Here is a 16,518-nt window from a genome sequence, read left to right as displayed (position 1 = left end):
GGAAGACCGACATGTACAAACACGAACTGATGCAAACCCTGCTGCGCCGCCCGATGGTGGCCATCGTGCGCGCCGCGTCTGCCGGCGAAGCGCTGGAACTGGCCGAGGCCTGCATCGCCGGCGGCATGACGGCCTTGGAAGTGGCCTTCACCACGCCGGACACGCTGGACGTGCTGCGCACGCTGCGCCAGCGCCACGGCGAGCGCGTGCTGCTGGGCGCCGGCACGGTGCTCGACCCGGAGACGGCGCGGCTGGCGATCCTGGCCGGCGCGCGCATGATCATCTCGCCGGCCGTCAGCGCGGAGACGATACGCTTGTGCCAGCGTTACCAGGTGCTGTCCATGCCCGGCGCGGTGACGCCGACGGAGATCGTGGCGGCGATGGAGGCGGGCGCCGATCTGGTCAAGATCTTCCCGGCCGAGACGCTGGGCCCCGCCTACCTGAAAGCGCTGCGCGCGCCGTTGCCGCAGGCGCCGCTGATGCCCACCGGCGGGGTGACGGTGGAGAACCTGCCCGAATGGTTCGCCCATGGCGCGCAGGCCGTCGGCATCGGCGGCAGCCTGACGGCGCCCGCCGCGCACGGCGACTACCGCGCCGTCACCGAGCAGGCCGCCCGCTTCGTCGAACGGCTGGCCCGCTAAACCGGGGTCAGGTCATGCTAAAAGAAAAATTTCTTGCTGGCATGACCTGACCCCGGTTCTGTGCGGGCGTTGTCTCGCCGCCTGTTCTCGTGGATAATTGCGGCCATGAACGATACTACCTCTCTCCCCCCATTACCCGACCGCCTGTCGGTCGATCCACGCAGCCCGTTCCACAATGTGGATGTGCTGCAGAACGACATCGGCATCAAGATCAACGACAAGGAACGCCGCGACGTCGAGGAATACTGCGTCAGCGAAGGCTGGATCAAGGTCGCCGCCGGCAAGTCGCTGGACCGCAAGGGCCGCCCCATGCTGGTCAAGCTGTCGGGCCGCATCGAAGTCTTCTACAAATAACACCTCAGCCAGCGACGGCGGGGCGGATCCGGCCAGGCCGGCTCCAGCCGGCCGTGGCGGCTGCCGCCAGTAGCAACACGGCGCAGATGGCCATCACCATCCGCACGCCGGTGGTGACGGCCGCACCGTCGCCATGCGCCACGATGGCGCCAAACATGGCCACCCCGGCCGCGCCGCCCACCTGGCGCGCCGTGTTCAGGATGGCCGACGCCGTTCCCGCCTGTTCCTTTTCCACGCTCGACAAGATCGCCGTCGTCATCGCCGGCACGGCCAGCCCCATGCCGGCCGGGATCAGCACCAGTCCCGGCAACATGGCCGCGAAACTGGCGTCCGCCCCTATGCCCAACGCCCCCAGCAGCGCGTAACCACCGCCGCAGAGCAGGCCGCCCGCCACCATGGGCGGTCGCAATCCCGTACGTGCCGCCAGCCGCCCGCTGGCGATGTTCGAGAAGATGAAGGTGCCCGTGAGCGGCAGGAACGCCAGGCCGGTCTGCATCACGGTGTAGCCGCGCACCCGCTGCAGGTAGAAGCTGAGCACGAAGATCATGCCGTAGTAGGTGAAGTTGACCAGCACCCCGAACAGCACGGCGCCCGAGAACGGCCGGCTGCCGAACAGCCGCAGCGGCAGCATGGGCGCGGCGGCGCGACGCTCGACGGCGATGAACGCGGCGCCGGCCACGCCGGCCAGCAGCAGGCCGCCCACCACTGCGGCGCTGCGTAATCCCAGCGATTGCGCTTCGATCATGGCTGCCACCAGGCTGGCCAGCGCCACAATGGCCAGCAACTGCCCCGGCAAGTCCAGGTGGCGCGACGGCGTCTTGCCGGACGCGCGCGGCACCACGGCCCAGGTCAGCGCGCAGCCCGCCACGCACACCGGCACGTTGACCCAGAAGATGCCGCGCCAGCCGCCCAGGGTCAGCAACAGGCCGCCCAGCACGGGACCGGCGGCGATGGAGACGCCACCGGCGGCCGTCCACCAGCCGATGGCTTTGGCCAGCCGCGCCGGGTCGTGGCGGTAGGCGGCGTTGAGGATGGCCAGCGAACTTGGCACCAGCAGCGCCGCGCCCACGCCCTGCAGGGCGCGCGCGACGTTCAGCAGCAAGGCGCTGGGCGCCAGCGCGCAGGCGGCCGAGGCCAGCATGAACAGGACGAAACCGGCCAGGAACACCGGGCGCGCGCCGAACTTGTCGCCCATCACGCCGGCCGACAGCAGGAACACGGCGAAGCCCAGCGTGTAGGCGTCCACCACCCATTGCAGCGCGCCCACGCCGGCATTCAGGTCGAGGCCCATGCGCGGCAGCGCCACGTTGACGATGGTGACGTCGAGCTGGACGATGATGAAGGCGAAGCTGCAGGCCAGCAGCAGGGCTGGCGACGTGGGGCGTTCGGTGTTCAAGGCGGTTCCTCGTTGATGGCGCTGCGGGCGATGGTTGAACGATGATTGCACTATACGGTCGTTTGACTATTTAAAAAAATGAATAATAATGATTGAATCTATCGTTTTTTGAGAACTAAGGAGTGACATGGAATTGTCCGCCTTGCGCATCTTTAAAGCCGTGGCCGAGGAGGGCAGTGTGACGCTGGCCGCCGCGCGGCTGAACCGGGTGCAGTCGAACGTGTCGGCCCGCTTGACGCAGCTGGAGGAATCGCTGGGCGTGGCCCTGTTCCTCCGCGCCGGCCGGGGACTGCGGATCACGCCCGAAGGGGACCGCTTGCTGGCCTACGCCGACCGGCTGCTGCAACTGGCCGATGAAGCGCAGGCGGCCATGCGCCCCGACCAGCAGCCAGCGGGCCAGTTGCGCATCGGCGCCATGGAGACGACGGCGGCGGCCCGGCTACCCAAAGTGCTGGCCGCCTTCAACCGCCATCATCCGCAGGTGGATCTGGTGCTGGAGACGGCGCCGACCGACCACTTGCTGGACGGCGTGCTGCGGCACCGGCTCGACGTGGCGTTGGTGGCCGCGCCCGTGCCGCACGCGGAACTCGAACAGCAGCCCGTGTTCGCCGAGGAGCTGGTGCTGATCACGGGGCCGTCCCACCCGGACGTGCGCGTGCCGCGGGACGTGGCGCGCCGCAACCTGCTGGTGTTCCGTTCCGGTTGCACTTACCGGCGCCGGCTGGAAGCCTGGTTCGCCGAGGCGGACGTGGCGCCGGGCCGCATCTCCGAGTTCGGCACCTTCGAAGCCATCATCGGCTGCGTGGCGGCCGGCATGGGCGTGGCGCTGATGCCGGTGGAGATCATCAATCAGCGCAAGCTGGGCCGCACCATCCGGGTGCATGCGCTGCCGCCGGAGGTGGCCCGGGTCGACACCATGCTGGTGTGGCGCAAGGATGTGCTGCACCACCCGGCGCGCGCGGCGTTCGCGGCGGCGCTGGCGCCGGCGGATTGATTCCGAGCGCGTTTTCAGGAAATTTTATCGAAAGGGCCATCGGGCACTTGAAAAACCCGGCGGCCCTCTGCTATAGTTCCGCCTCCACGCGGGAGTAGCTCAGTTGGTAGAGCGCAACCTTGCCAAGGTTGAGGTCGAGAGTTCGAGACTCTTCTCCCGCTCCAATCGCTTTGAGGCGGATGGCGCGCGCGGTGGACGCGGTAACAACTCCTAAGCGGGAGTAGCTCAGTTGGTAGAGCGCAACCTTGCCAAGGTTGAGGTCGAGAGTTCGAGACTCTTCTCCCGCTCCAGAATTCAAAAAAGGGAAGCCGTCCGGCTTCCCTTTTTTGCTTATCCGGCCATCAATCTTGCCGCGTTGCTCATAAACTGGGCAGTTTGTATTTTTCCCTTTTGAATCAAGCGCTTGGTGCGGGCTGGATGGGCTTGTTAACAAGCTTATCCACAGAAGCTGTTAACAAAGCCAGCGAAAGCCAGCGAAAGCCAGCACATCGTATTCAATCGGTGTTGGGGTGTTCGGCAATGAACTGCTTGAGGGCGCTGTCTATACGGGTCTGCCAGCCGTCGCCCGCTGCCTTGAAATAGGTGATGACCTCTTGCGACAACCGGATATTGATTCGCTCTTTCGGAAACTCGACGCGAGGACGCCCGCGAGGCTTGAGCATTTCCTTGGCGACCTCATCACCGAATAACCGAGGCAGAACCTGGTTGGCTGGACGCGCTTTGGTGAAGCTCTCTGCCGTCCACTCGGGATTCTCATCGTCCGGTAGTTCAGGATTTGGTCGCTTCCTCATATAGTTTCACCTCGCGTTTGTTCGCCTTCCGCAGGCTGATGATATGTACCTTGCCAGCCGCGCTCTCGTTCGTTGCGCTCACTCTTGATGGCATCAAAGCTGATGTCCATACTTTTTATTGTACGTACATAAAATCATCCGTCAAGCGTTATGCGGGCGTGACGCACACCGCCGTCACCTTGTATTCGGGCGTGTGCGCCAGCCGGTCGCGGTGCGGCGACGTGAGCTGGTTCACGTGCAGGTCGGGCCGGTGGAAGGTGGTGAACAGCTCGCCCGGCTTGACGCGGGGGCTGATCCGCAGCGGCAGTTCCGCTTCGCCGTAGCGGCTGCGCACGCGCACGCGCATGCCGTCCGTCAGACCCAGTCGGGCCGCGTCGGCGGGCGCCATGTCGAGCAGGTCGCTGGCATCCAACTGCGCGTTGGCGCCACGGTAGGTCATGGTGCCGGCATTGAAATGGTACAGGCCGCGCCCCGTCATCAGCGTGAACGGGTAGTCGGGGTCGCACTGCTCGGGCGTGGCCACGTAGGCGATCTGCGCCAGCCGCGCGCGCGTGGCGCCGGCGAAGCTGTCGCCATGCAGGACGGGCGTGCCGGGGTGGGCGTCGTCGTCGCGCTGCGGGCACGGCCAATGCAGGCTTTCCGCTTCCAGGCGCCGGTAACTGAGGCCCGAGCCGGCCGGCCACACGGCCCGCACCTCGTCCCAGATCGCCTGCGGCCCGTCGAAGCTGAAGCCTTGCGCGTGGCCCATGCGCTGCGCCAGTTGCTGGATGATCCACCAGTCCGGACGCGCATCGCCGGGCGGCGGCACGGCCTGCCGCACGCGCTGCACGCGGCGGTCCGAATTCATGAAGGTGCCGTCGCGCTCGAACACGCTGGCGGCGGGGAAGAACACGGTGCCGAAGGCGCGCGCCGTCTCGTTGAGGAACAGGTCCTGCACGATCACGCACTCGAGCTGGCCCAAGGCCTGCGCGCTGGCGTGCTGGTTGGCCATCGACATGTAGACGTCGTAGCCGAAGGCCCACAGCGCCTTGACCTTGCCGGCCGCCGCGCCGTCGAGCATCTGCATCAGGTCCAGGCCTTCCGTGGCGGGCAGGGTGCCGCCCCACACGGATTCGAACATGGCGCGCGCCTGCGCGATCGGTTGCGAGCCGGTCAGCGTGGCCGGTTCGCAGCCCATCTGCGCCGAGCCTTGCACGTTGTTCTGGCCGCGCAGCGGGTTGATGCCGCAGCCCGCGCGCCCCAGGTTGCCCGTCAATAGCGCCAGATTGATCAGCGCCATCACGCCTTCCGTGCCCTGCGTGTGTTCCGTCATGCCCAGGCCGTGGAAGCACATGGCGGGCCCGGTGCCCGCGTACAGCCGGGCGGCGGCGCGGATGTCGGCGGCGCTCACGCCGCACTGCGCGCTGACCGCCTCGGGCGCGTACGCGCGCGCGAAGGCGGTGAATTCATCCAGGCCATCGACGCGGCTGGCCACGAAGTCCGCATCCACCAGGCCTTCTTCGATGATGGCGGCGGCCATGGCGTTGAACAGCAGGACGTTGGCGCCGGGCCGCACGGCCAGGTGGAGCTGCGCGTATTCGGCCAGCTCCGTGCGGCGCGGGTCGACCACGATCAGCGCCGCGCCCTTCAACACTGCTTGCTTGATGCGCGCGCCGACGATGGGATGGTTCTCGGTCGGATTGCAGCCGCACAGCAGGAAGCAGCGGGCCTGCTCGATATCGTCGAAGCCGTTGGTGGCCGCGCCCGTGCCCAGCATGGTCTTGAGCGCCTTGGCCGACGGCGTGTGGCACACGCGCGCGCAGCAGTCGACGTTGTTGGTGCCGACGACCATGCGCGCGAACTTCTGCGCCAGGTAGTTTTCCTCGTTGGTGGCGCGGGCCGAGCCGAGCACGCCGATGGCGTCCGCGCCGTGCTGGTCGCGGATGCGGCGCAGGGCGGCGGCCGTGTGGTCGAGCGCCTCGTCCCAGCCGACGGCGCGCCAGCCGTCGCCGTCGCGCAGCATGGGCGTGGTGACGCGGTCGGGCGCGTGGTTGTATTCGAAGGCGTAACGGCCCTTGACGCACAGGTGGCCGTGGTTGACCGGGTGTCGGGCCGGCCGCACGGCCACCACCTTGCCGTCACGGCTGCCCACGTCCATCTGGCAGCCGACGCCGCAATAGACGCAGGTGCTGCGCGTCCATTGCGTGGCGTCCGGCGCGCCGCCCTTGTCGAAGATGGCGCCGGTGGGGCAGGTGTCGGCGCAGGCGCCGCAGGAGACGCAGCCGCTGTCGAGCAGCGAGCCGCCCAGCGCGCTGCCCACGTGGGTGCGTTCGCCGCGCTGCCACACCTGCCACACGAACTGGCCTTGCAGCTCGTCGCAGATGCGCACGCAGCGGTCGCACGAGATGCAGCGGTCCATCGCCACGCCCAGGCGCGGATGGCTGTCGTCGGCGTACCGTTCCTGCCAGGGCGCGCCGCCGGCCGCCACGCCGTAGCGGGCCAGCAGGCGGTGGAAGGGCCGGTCCGGTTCCGTTGCCACGGCGGCGGCGGGATAGCGCGCGGCCAGCAGCGACAGGTTGGTGTGGCGCAGCGCCTCGATGGACGGCGTGGCCGTACGCACGGCCATGCCGTCGCTGACGATGGTGGTGCAGCTGGAGACGGGGCGCGCTTCGCCTTCGATCTCGACCACGCACATGCGGCAGCCGCCCGACGGCTGGACGCGCTCGTCGTGGCACAGGTGGGGGATGTCGCGCCGGGCCGCCAGCAGCACGTGCAGCAGCGTGTCGCCCGCTTGCGCCGTGTGCGGCACGCCGTCGATGGTCAGATGAAGCATGATGCCAGCTCCTCGGGATAGTGGCGGACAAGCGATTGCGCGAATTCGGCCAGCCCCCGGCCGTGGCCGCACAGGCTGGTGGCGGCCAGCGCCTCGACCAGCGCGCGCCAGCGCTGGCCGTCGCCACGCTGGCCGGCCACGGCCTGCGCGGCTATGCGCGCCAGCTCCGGGCTGCCCAGGTGGCACGGCGTGCATTTGCCGCACGACTCGAGCGCGCCGAAGCGGAACACGTGGGCCACCAGTTCGGCGATGGAGGTGGCGTCGGTCACGGCCAGCACGCCGCCGTGGCCGACGGCGCCGCCGGCGGCCTGCATGGCGCCGTAGTCGAGCAGCGTGTCGAACTGCGACGGCGGCAGCAGGCCGGCCAGCGGCCCGCCCACCATCAGGCCCGTCAGCCGGCCGCGCCGCACGCCCTGGCCCAGCATCTCGACGACGGTGCGCAGGCTGATGCCGAACTCCACCTCGTACAGGCCGGGCCGGCGGAACAGGGAACTGAGCGACAGCAGCTTGGTGCCGGTGCTGCCGGCCGTGCCCAGCGCCGCGTAGCGCGCCGCGCCGTGCTGCATGATCCACGGCACCGCGCACAGGGTTTCCACGTTGTTGACCAGGGTGGGCAGGCCTTGCAGGCCGCGGTCCGTGAGCTGGGGCGGGCGCAGCCGCGCCTCCGGACGCCGGCCTTCGATCGCGTTCAGCATGGCCGTCTCCTCGCCGCACAGGTAGCTGCCGTGGCCGACCACCAGTTCCAGGTCGAAGCAAAGGTCCGAGCCGGCGGCGTCCTGGCCCAGCCAGCCGGCCGCGTAGGCTTGGGCCAGCGCGTCGCGCAGCACGGCGGCGGCGCCGTCGTATTCCTTGCGCAGGTAGATGATGCCGTGGGTCGCGCCCACCGTCAGGCCGGCGATCAGCATCGCTTCGATCAGGCGGAACGGATCGGCTTCCATCAGCATGCGGTCGCTGAAGGCGCCGGGGTCGCCCTCGTCGGCGTTGGCGACCACGTATTTGCTGGCCGTGTCGTGCTGCGCCACCTTGCGCCATTTGGCGCCCGTGGGATAGCCAGCGCCGCCCCGGCCGCGCAGGCCGGACTCGTCGAGCGCCCGCAGCACGCCCTGCGGCCCCAGCGCCAGGGCCTGACGCAAGCCGGCGCCGCCGCCGCTGGCCAGATAGTGTTCGAAGTGGCGCACGCCGCCGGCCAGCACATTGCCCAGCAGAACGGTCTCTTCCGCATGCACTTCGCAGTAGGGCGGGGTGGTGTCGCCGTGGCTGGCCGGCGCCTGGTAGCACTGGCCCAGGCAGAACACGGGGGCCGGATCGTGCTCGATCCCGGCCCAGCGGGCCTGGTCGGCGCCGCGCGCGAGAAAACAGGCCAGCCCCTGGCACGCCTTGCCTTGCAGGCCGACATGCTCCAGGTGGTAGAAACTGTGCGCCGCGCGATCGCGATGGATGGGTATCATGAAGGGCCCCGTCGTTTGGACTGCGTTTGGACTGCGTTGGATTGCCTTGCCAGCGTACGCGGTTGGTCGCGCATTTTGGCTGATCCAGATCAAATTCATTCCAGTAAATAATTGACAACGGTTGGCAAGTCATCCGACGGCGACGTCGTCGCCAATCGGTGCCGGCGCTGTCCTATAATGGCGAACCGTTCCGGCCGCGCCGGCCAACAACACTGCCATCAAGCAAGCCACCACTATGCAAGCACCTTTCGTCTGGACCGATCTGTTCAAGCTGGGTCTGGCGCCCATGGACGCGACCCACGAGGAATTCGTGCAACTGGTGGGCGAGATGGAGCAGGCCGACGATGCCCGGTTCATCGCCGTGTTCGAGCGCTTCGTCGCCCACGCGGAGGCGCACTTCGCCCAGGAAAAGCAGTGGATGGAGCAGAGCGACTTTCCCCCGCGCGATTGCCACGTGCAGGAACACGAGCGCGTGCTGCACGCCTTGTACGAAGTGCGGCCCGTGCTGCAAGCTGGCCGCATCGAGGTGGGCCGCACGCTGACGCAAGCCTTGCGTGAATGGTTCCCCGGTCACGCCGATTTCATGGATGCGTCGCTGGCGCAGTGGATGGTCAAGCGCCAGGCCGGCGGCAAGCCGGTGGTGCTCAAGCGCGGCGTGGCCCAGAGCGCGCCGGCCGACAACGCGGAACCGGCCTGACCGGCCTGATCGGCCTGCTCCAGCCAGACCCAGCCAGACCCAGCCAGACCCAGCCAGAACCGGCGGCGGGCGCGGCGCAATTGCGCGCCGGCCTGATCTGCGTCACTTGTGTGCTGGCGTGCGCGCCGCAACAGGTTCAGAATAGCTATTCAGCCCGCCGGCATGCCGGTGGGCCGGCGTCTTCATCACCACCCTGTCACCGCGCGGCGACGCGCCCACTACAAGGAGAACTGAGATGCAAAGATTAGCATTGGTGACCGGCGGCACGCGCGGCCTGGGGCAAGCCATTTCGCTCGCGCTCAAGGCGGCCGGGCACCGCGTGGCGGCCGTCTATCATGACAACGCGGAGGCGGCGCAAGCGTTTTCGCAATCGTCCGGGATTCCCGTGTTCCACTGGGACGTGTCAGTGTACGCGGCCTGCGGGCTGGGCGTGGCCGAGGTCGAACACGAGCTGGGACCGATCGACATCCTGGTCAACAACGCCGGCATCACCGACGACGCCGTCATGCACAAGATGACGCCCGAGCAGTGGTGGAACGTCATCAACACCAACCTCGGTTCCATGTTCAACATGACCCGGCACGTGCTGGAGGGCATGCGCGAGCGCCAGTACGGGCGCATCGTCAACATCAGTTCCATCAACGGCGAGAAGGGCCAGATCGGCCAGGCCAACTACGCGGCGGCCAAGGCCGGCATCCTCGGCTTCACCAAGGCGCTGGCGCTCGAATGCGCGCGCAAGCACATCACGGTCAACGCCATCGCGCCCGGCTATTGCGACACGTCGATGGTGGCCAAGGTGGCGCCGGACGTGCTGCACACCATCGTGGACGCCATCCCGGTGGGGCGGCTGGGCACGCCAGATGATATCGGACGGGCCGTCGCCTTCCTGGCCGATGAAGGCTCGGGCTTCATCACGGGCGCCACGCTCGATGTGAATGGCGGACAGTACCTGAGTTAGCGCCGACAACGTCGTTCCCGCGCAGGCGGGAATGCAGGCACTGCCTGCATTCCCTCCATAGAGCGCCGAAACAATGGCGGCGTATGGGTCTCCGCCAGCGCGGCGACGACGGCGCGCTGGCTAGACGCCGGCCGGGAAAGTCTCCGGCGCCTCGCCCGGTTCCTTCTGGCGGCCGCCTTCCGGGCCGTCCAGCGGCGTGAGCGCGTGGCTGGTGTCGATGTGCAGCACGGCGTCGAACTGGTCGGCCAGGCGGGCCGTCAGGTAGTGGCTGTGCAGTTCCGTGGCCGGTTGGTAGATCACGCCGATGGCGCGCTGCAGGTGCTGCTTGGGCAGCAGATGGCCGGCGCCGCCTTCGCCGTGCAGCGGCAGCAGCATGCGTTCCACGCCGGTCTTGTGCAGCAAGGCCTCATAACTGTCCGCCAGGGCGGGCCGCACCTGCATGGTTTCCCACGATCCGTTCCAGCTCGAAGCGGCCGTCACCGTGCCCTGGTAGGTGCTCATGCCGACCGCATACACCTGCTTGTCATACAGCTGGCGCACCAGCTGGCCCACATTCCACTGGCAGACCTCGGCCGCGTCCGTCGCGCGCGCGTCGCCCAGGTGCGAGTTGTGCGCCCACACCACGATGCGGGCCGCTTCGCCGTTGCGGTGCGACAGGTAGTGTTCGAGCGCCTCCAGCGTCATCGTCATGTGGCGGTCGCGCACATTCCACGAGGCCACGCGGTCCTGGAACATGATGCGGTAATACTGCTCGGCGTTGGCCACCAGGCTGGCGTTCTGCTGGGCGTAGAAGAAGGCGTCGCTGCCTTCGGCGTCGGCGTGGTGCAGGTATTGCGCGCCTTGCTTGTGCATATCGCGCAGTTGCGCCAGCACGGCCAGTTCGCAGGACGGGCTCAGGCCGAGGCCGGCCGCGTAGCCGTAATCCTGGCTGTCGTGGCGGTAGCGCTCGAAGCACGCGTAGCGCTGGCGCGCGCGCGCGGCGGCCGCCGCATCGGTCTGGTCCAGATAGTGCAGTACGGCTTCGATCGAGGCGAACATGCTGTACAGGTCCAGTCCGTAGAAGCCGACCGGATGCGCGCCCGGCAGCAGCGCGCTGTTGTAGTCGCGCAGCCAGTCGATCAGGTCCGCCGTTTCCGCGTTGCGCCACATCCAGGTGGGGAAGCGTTTGAAGCCGCCGAGCGCGCTTTCGGCGTCCGTGTCGTCGCTGTTGCCGCGCACGTAGCGGTGCACGCGGTAGGCGTCTGGCCAGTCGGCCTCGACGGCGACGGCCGAGAAATTGCATTCGCTGATCAGCCGTTGCGTGATGCGCGCCCGTTCGTGGTAGAACTCCTGCGTGCCGTGCGTGCATTCGCCCAGCAGCACGATGCGCGCATCGCCTATCTGTTCGAGCAAGCCGTCGTAGTCGCCTTCCTCGCCGCTGATGATGTGGGCGCATGAAGCGATAGCCTGAATGTTGCTCATGATCTTCTCCCGCTGGCAATGCACAGCTTGCACAATACGACCTCGGACGGCCCGGCGCAGCAGGGGATGGTGACGCAAATCAGGTGCTGGCGAAAAACCGCCTTCGCCACATTCTACTCCCGCCCGTGCGGCATGATGATCCGCTTCCGCGCGGACTGCGCGGCCGGGACGGGCGGACGGCGGGGCGTGGACAATCGCGAAAAATTCGCGCGCTAGCTGATCTCAATCAACTGTCGTGCTGCGCGCGCGGCGTGTCGCGTCCACAATGAAACGGCGGGTTCAGTTCAGGGTGCGGCGGGCCTGTATCCAGTGGTGGATGTCTTCCCGCACCAGCACGTCGCGGTTGGCGTCGAGCACGTATTTGAAGCCCTGGAACAGGAAGTCGTGGTTGGGATCGCAACCGAGCGCGCGGGCGCCGTGGATCTCCACCGGCGCGGCGCCGGACAGCGGGCATTCGCGCAGCAGTTGTTGCAGAGAGGGTGGTGCGTTGGTCGATGTCGTATGCATGGCTGGCTGCTCGCTAAGGTGAGTGATCGACGGCCTGACGGCTTCACAATATCACCGCCCAACCCGCATGGAAATAGTGGCACGATAGAACCGGCAGCAAAATATTTTCATGGACTTTTTGATGCCGATCATGGTCCAAAAATGCATGTGGCTGGCCTGTTTTGCGCGGCCGGAGAACAGTCTTTTAGATTCATCGGCTTAGTGCGGAAAGCGCAGACAACACCTGACATGGCGCGCGCTGATCTTGCGTGTCGAAACGCAACAGGTGATGTCGGCCGCGACGATCCGCCGCGACAGAAATGCAACGCTTGTGTTATCGGCGCACCAATGTGAACCACTTTCGGCGGGAGGACGCGATGAACGAGGCTTACCTGACAGAACCGATCTCTGAACTGGTATGGCGCGCGCGCTATGGCGGCGGGCCGGACGGCGACGCCAACGTGCAGGCCACCTGGTCCCGGGTGGCGCTGGCCCTGTCGGCGCCCGAGGCGCGCGAGCGCGACGCGTGGCGCGGCCGCTTCGAGCACGTGTTGACGCGCTTCCGCTTCCTGCCCGGCGGCCGCATCCTCGCCGGCGCCGGCCGCGCCCATGATGGCGCCACGCTGTTCAATTGCTTCGCCTCCGGCACCGTGCCCGATGCGCTGGACGGCATCTTCTCCACGCTGGGCGAGACGGTGCTGACCCTGCGGGCCGGCGGCGGTGTCGGCTGCGATTTCTCGACCGTGCGTCCGGCCGGCGCGCGCGCCGGGCGCAGCGGCAACACGGCGGCCGGCCCGCTGGCGTTCATGCGCGTGTGGGACGCGGCGGCCGGCGCCCTGTCGCAGCCGGGCGGGCGCGGCCCGGCCATGCTGGCGGCGCTGCGCTGCGACCATCCCGACATCGAAGCCTTCATCGACGCCAAGCGCGACGGCTCGCTCAGTCATTTCAACCTGTCCGTGCTCGTCACCGATGACTTCATGCGCGCCGTGGAGGACGACGGCCCGTGGCCGCTGGTGTTCCCCGTGGGCGGCCACGCGCCCGTGGCCGATCTGCCCGTGTGCGAGCGGGTCTGGCCGGGCGCGACCGGGGCCCAGCCGTGCGCCGTGTGGGCCACCATGCCGGCCCGCGCGCTGTGGCAGCGCCTGCTGCAGGCCGCGTTCGACAGCGGCGAGCCGGGCGTCATCTTCATCGACCATGTGCAGCGCGCCAACAACCTGCGCGGCCACGAGGAACTTGCCATCTGCAACCCGTGCGGCGAGGTGCCGCTGCCGCCGCACGGCGCGTGCAATCTCGGTTCGCTCAACCTGACCCAGTTCGTGCATGAGCCGTTCGGCCCGCACCCGAAGCTGGACCTGGCCGCGCTGGCCGACGCGGCCACCGTGGCCACGCGCATGCTCGACAATGTGTACGACGTGTCGCCGTGGCCGCTCAAGGCGCAGTCGGCGGTGGCGCACGCCACGCGCCGGCTGGGGCTGGGCATCACGGGCCTGGGCGACGCGCTGGCCATGCTGGGCGTGCGCTATGGCGACGACCATGCGCTGGAACTGGCCGACGTCATCATGCGCACCGTCAGCCACGCGGCCTACCGGGCCTCGATCGCGCTGGCCGACGAGCGCGGCGCGTTCCCGGCCTACGACGCGGCCAGCTACCTGGGCAGCGATTTCATCCAGACCCTGCCGCCCGAGCTGATCGACAGCATCTGGAAGCGCGGCATCCGCAACAGCCATTTGACGGCGCTGGCGCCGGCCGGCGCGATCAGCGTGCTGGCCAATAATGTGTCGAGCGGCGTCGAGCCCATCTTCGCCTTGCGCCAGCAGCGCACGCTGCGGCGCGACGATGGCAGCCGGCACACCGTGGCCGCCGCCGATTACGCGTGGACGCTGTTCCGGCGCCTGCACGGGGCCCATGCGGCGCTGCCGCCGGCGCTGGTGGAGGCCGCCGACATCGATCCGCTGCGCCAGTTGCAGATGGTGTCGCGGTTGCAGGCCCACGTGGACCAGGGCATCTCGAAGACGCTCAACCTGGCGCCCGGCACCCCGTTCGCGCAGTTCGAAACGCTGTATGCGGAGGCATGGCGGCTGGGCTTGAAGGGCTGCACCGTGTACCGGCCCGAGGCGACCATCGGCGATGCGCCGCTGCGGGTGGACGGGACGGGGTGTGGCGGCTGAAGGGCGGGCGAGGCGGGCGGTCTGTGCCCGGAATCGGACGATCGCGCGCCGGCGGGCGCGTCCGGGACAAACAGCTATTTCGATTCCGGGCATTTCAAGCGATAATCGAGTCATGCCTGCATTTACCGCCTTTTTCCGCCTGCCTGTCTCCCCGTCGCACCGTCCGACCCCGCCATTATTGCACCGCCCTGCATTGATGCTGGCGCTGGCGACGGCCTGCGCGGGCGCGAGCGCGGGCACCGGCGCGGCCAGCGTCTACCTGGAGGAGCTCACGTCGCCCGAACTGCGCGAGCGCATCGCGGCCGGCGTCAATACCGTGCTGGTGCCGGTCGGCGGCACCGAGCAGAGCGGCCCCTACATCGTGCTGGGCAAGCACAATGGCCGCGCGCACCTGCTGGCCGGCCGGATCGCGGAACGGCTGGGCAACGCCGTCGTCGCGCCCACGGTCAGCTACGTCCCGGAAGGCAGCATCCGCCCGCCGGCCGCGCACATGCGCTTCGCCGGCACCATCTCCATTCCCGACAGCGCGTTCGACGCCATGCTCGACGCCACCGCCCGCAGCCTGTGCCAGCACGGCTTGCGCCAGGTGGTGCTGCTCGGCGACCACGGCGGCTACCAGAAAAACCTGGAGCGCGTGGCGCAGCATGTGAACAAGGCCGGCGACGGCAGCTGCCGCGTCTACGCGCCGCCCGAGTATTACCAGGCCGCGTCGGACGGATTCGCGGCCCTGCTGCGCAAGCGCGGTTACCCGGCGGCCGAAATCGGCGCCCATGCGGGTCTGGCCGACGTGTCGCTCAGCCTCGCGCTCGACCCGGCCCAGGTGCGCAGCGCCGCGCTGGCGCACGGTCCTACGCCCGGCGACGGTGTGGCCGGCGATCCGCGCCGCGCCAGCGCCGAGCTGGGCCAGTTGGGCGTCCAACAGATTATCGAGGCCACGGTGGGGGCGATCAAACGCCTGCCGCCCGGCCATTGACACCGCTTATCAGATCAACGCTTCCATTATCGAGGAAACCCAGGATGCATTCACCTGTCAAACACACCGCACGCATTCCCGCCCGCCTGGGCCTGGCCGCGCTGGCCATCGCCGCCATCGGTGGTGCCGCCGGCGTGTATGCCGCCACCCAGTCCAACACGTCGGCGCCGGCCGGCGCCGCAGCGCCCACCACCGTGGCCGGCATGCCGCCCGTGGTCGACGCCGGCAACCTGTACAGCGAAACCGGCTCCAGCCATGTGAGCGCCGCCGTCAAGGGCGACCTGGAGCGCATCTATGTACCCAATCTGCGCTCGAACGACGTCAGCGTGATCGACCCGGCCAGCATGAAAGTGGTGGACCGCTTCAAGGTCGGCCGCGCGCCGCAGCACATCGTGCCGTCGTGGGACTTGCGCACGCTGTGGGTGGCCAACAACGCCGAGCGTTACGACGACGGCAGCCTGACCCCGATCGACCCGCGCACCGGCAAGCCCGGTAAGGCCGTCAAGGTGGACGATCCGTACAACCTGTACTTCTCGCCCGACGGTAAATCGGCCATCGTGGTGGCCGAAGCCAAGCACCGGCTGGACTTCCGCGATCCGCGCACGCTGGCTTTGCAGTATGCGATCGAGACGCCCAAGTGCGGCGGCATCAACCACGCCGATTTCTCGATGGATGGCAGTTACGCGCTGTTCACCTGCGAATTCGACGGCAGCCTGGTCAAGATCGATCTGGTCAACCGCAGCGTGGTCGGCTACCTGAAGCTGAACATGCCCGCCACCCGCTACAAGGACGTGCCGACCCTGGCCGGCCCCGGCGCCACGGAAATCTGCAGTTCGAAGAAGGGCATGCCGCAGGACATACGCATTTCGCCCGACGGCAAGCGCTTCTACGTGGCCGACATGGAGGCCGACGGCGTGCACGTGGTCGATGGCGCCACGTTCAAGGAGACGGGTTTCATCGCCACCGGCGTGGCCGCGCACGGGCTGTATCCCAGCCGCGACGGCAAGAGCCTGTACGTGGCCAACCGCGGTTCGCACCGCATCCACGGCCCGCGCAACGGCAAGGGTAGCGTGACGGTGATCGACTTCGCCACCAACAAGATCACGGCGCAGTGGCCGATCCCCGGCGGCGGCAGCCCGGACATGGGCAACGTGAGCGTGGACGGCAAGTCGCTGTGGCTGTCGGGTCGTTATGACGACGTGGTCTACCGCATCAACACGGAGACGGGCGCCGTGGCCAAGGTCAAGGTGGGGCAGGAGCCGCACGGTCTGACCGTGTGGCCGCTGCCGGGGCGTTATTCTTTAGGCCATACGGGCAATCTGCGATAGTCGGAAGTTGG

15 protein-coding genes and 2 tRNA genes are annotated in these 16,518 nt (G+C 68.1%); 11 read left to right on the top strand and 6 right to left on the bottom strand.

Features of this window, described 5'->3' with window-relative positions; all coding sequences use genetic code 11:
• Window positions 1–11 precede the first annotated feature (11 nt).
• Window positions 12–641 carry a bifunctional 2-keto-4-hydroxyglutarate aldolase/2-keto-3-deoxy-6-phosphogluconate aldolase gene (locus AC1RQG_RS24785; RefSeq protein WP_493135562.1) on the top strand — a complete coding sequence of 210 codons (630 nt, stop codon included), beginning with the start codon at window positions 12–14 and terminating at the stop codon, window positions 639–641.
• 105 nt (window positions 642–746) lie between these two features.
• Entirely contained in the window at window positions 747–995 is a 249-nt protein-coding gene (locus tag AC1RQG_RS24780) for a DUF3297 family protein (RefSeq protein WP_493135560.1), read from the top strand.
• A 4-nt stretch (window positions 996–999) separates the two neighbouring features.
• On the opposite strand, the gene AC1RQG_RS24775 is transcribed toward AC1RQG_RS24780, so the two are convergent.
• The gene (locus tag AC1RQG_RS24775) at window positions 1,000–2,391 is read right to left on the bottom strand and encodes an MFS transporter (protein WP_493135558.1); all 1,392 of its coding nucleotides are present in this window, start codon (window positions 2,389–2,391) and stop codon (window positions 1,000–1,002) included.
• A gap of 127 nt (window positions 2,392–2,518) precedes the next feature.
• Here AC1RQG_RS24775 and AC1RQG_RS24770 point away from each other — a divergent pair, with 127 nt between their 5' ends.
• The 3 genes from AC1RQG_RS24770 to AC1RQG_RS24760 all read left to right on the top strand — a co-directional run bounded on the left by AC1RQG_RS24770 (window position 2,519) and on the right by AC1RQG_RS24760 (window position 3,675).
• Window positions 2,519–3,385, top strand: a complete 867-nt coding sequence (locus AC1RQG_RS24770; RefSeq protein ID WP_493135556.1) for a LysR family transcriptional regulator — start codon at window positions 2,519–2,521, stop codon at window positions 3,383–3,385.
• 88 nt (window positions 3,386–3,473) lie between these two features.
• Window positions 3,474–3,549 (top strand) — tRNA-Gly (locus tag AC1RQG_RS24765).
• A gap of 50 nt (window positions 3,550–3,599) precedes the next feature.
• Window positions 3,600–3,675: transfer RNA gene (locus AC1RQG_RS24760), tRNA-Gly, on the top strand.
• A 204-nt stretch (window positions 3,676–3,879) separates the two neighbouring features.
• Here the strand turns inward: AC1RQG_RS24760 and AC1RQG_RS24755 are convergent.
• From AC1RQG_RS24755 to AC1RQG_RS24745, 3 genes are all read right to left on the bottom strand, one after another.
• Complete coding sequence (locus AC1RQG_RS24755) at window positions 3,880–4,176, bottom strand: BrnA antitoxin family protein (RefSeq protein ID WP_493135554.1); 297 nt, start codon at window positions 4,174–4,176, stop codon at window positions 3,880–3,882.
• Window positions 4,177–4,324: 148 nt separating this feature from the next.
• Entirely contained in the window at window positions 4,325–6,988 is a 2,664-nt protein-coding gene (gene fdhF, locus AC1RQG_RS24750; RefSeq protein ID WP_493135552.1) for a formate dehydrogenase subunit alpha, read from the bottom strand.
• Window positions 6,976–8,436 carry a complex I 51 kDa subunit family protein gene (locus AC1RQG_RS24745; protein ID WP_493135550.1) on the bottom strand — a complete coding sequence of 487 codons (1,461 nt, stop codon included), beginning with the start codon at window positions 8,434–8,436 and terminating at the stop codon, window positions 6,976–6,978. Before AC1RQG_RS24745 ends, fdhF begins: the two co-directional genes overlap by 13 nt.
• A 235-nt stretch (window positions 8,437–8,671) precedes the next feature.
• On the opposite strand from AC1RQG_RS24745, the gene AC1RQG_RS24740 reads away from it, so the two are divergent.
• Together AC1RQG_RS24740 and phbB are read left to right on the top strand one after the other, a co-directional pair.
• On the top strand, window positions 8,672–9,133 hold the full coding sequence (locus AC1RQG_RS24740; protein WP_493135548.1) for a hemerythrin domain-containing protein: 462 nt from the start codon (window positions 8,672–8,674) through the stop codon (window positions 9,131–9,133).
• Between the two features lie 235 nt (window positions 9,134–9,368).
• Entirely contained in the window at window positions 9,369–10,091 is a 723-nt protein-coding gene (gene phbB, locus AC1RQG_RS24735) for an acetoacetyl-CoA reductase (RefSeq protein WP_493135546.1), read from the top strand.
• Window positions 10,092–10,211: 120 nt separating this feature from the next.
• On the opposite strand, the gene AC1RQG_RS24730 is transcribed toward phbB, so the two are convergent.
• The gene (locus AC1RQG_RS24730; protein ID WP_493135544.1) at window positions 10,212–11,552 is read right to left on the bottom strand and encodes an erythromycin esterase family protein; all 1,341 of its coding nucleotides are present in this window, start codon (window positions 11,550–11,552) and stop codon (window positions 10,212–10,214) included.
• 279 nt (window positions 11,553–11,831) lie between these two features.
• Complete coding sequence (locus tag AC1RQG_RS24725) at window positions 11,832–12,059, bottom strand: hypothetical protein (RefSeq protein ID WP_493135542.1); 228 nt, start codon at window positions 12,057–12,059, stop codon at window positions 11,832–11,834.
• Here AC1RQG_RS24725 and AC1RQG_RS24720 point away from each other — a divergent pair.
• The 4 genes from AC1RQG_RS24720 to AC1RQG_RS24705 all read left to right on the top strand — a co-directional run bounded on the left by AC1RQG_RS24720 (window position 12,054) and on the right by AC1RQG_RS24705 (window position 16,507).
• Window positions 12,054–12,392, top strand: a complete 339-nt coding sequence (locus AC1RQG_RS24720) for a hypothetical protein (RefSeq protein WP_493135540.1) — start codon at window positions 12,054–12,056, stop codon at window positions 12,390–12,392. The two genes, AC1RQG_RS24725 and AC1RQG_RS24720, sit on opposite strands and share 6 nt — an antisense overlap.
• Window positions 12,393–12,415: 23 nt before the next feature.
• Entirely contained in the window at window positions 12,416–14,206 is a 1,791-nt protein-coding gene (locus tag AC1RQG_RS24715; RefSeq protein ID WP_493135538.1) for an adenosylcobalamin-dependent ribonucleoside-diphosphate reductase, read from the top strand.
• A 112-nt stretch (window positions 14,207–14,318) separates the two neighbouring features.
• Window positions 14,319–15,179 (top strand): creatininase family protein, encoded by an 861-nt coding sequence (locus AC1RQG_RS24710; protein WP_493135537.1) that lies wholly within the window; start codon window positions 14,319–14,321, stop codon window positions 15,177–15,179.
• A 44-nt stretch (window positions 15,180–15,223) separates the two neighbouring features.
• Complete coding sequence (locus AC1RQG_RS24705; protein ID WP_493135535.1) at window positions 15,224–16,507, top strand: YncE family protein; 1,284 nt, start codon at window positions 15,224–15,226, stop codon at window positions 16,505–16,507.
• The last annotated feature ends 11 nt before the right edge of the window (window positions 16,508–16,518 follow it).

The organism is Rugamonas sp. GW822-FHT03B10 (assembly GCF_058801745.1).
Note: the sequence above shows the minus strand (reverse complement) of the source record. Positions and strands in the feature narration are given on the sequence as shown.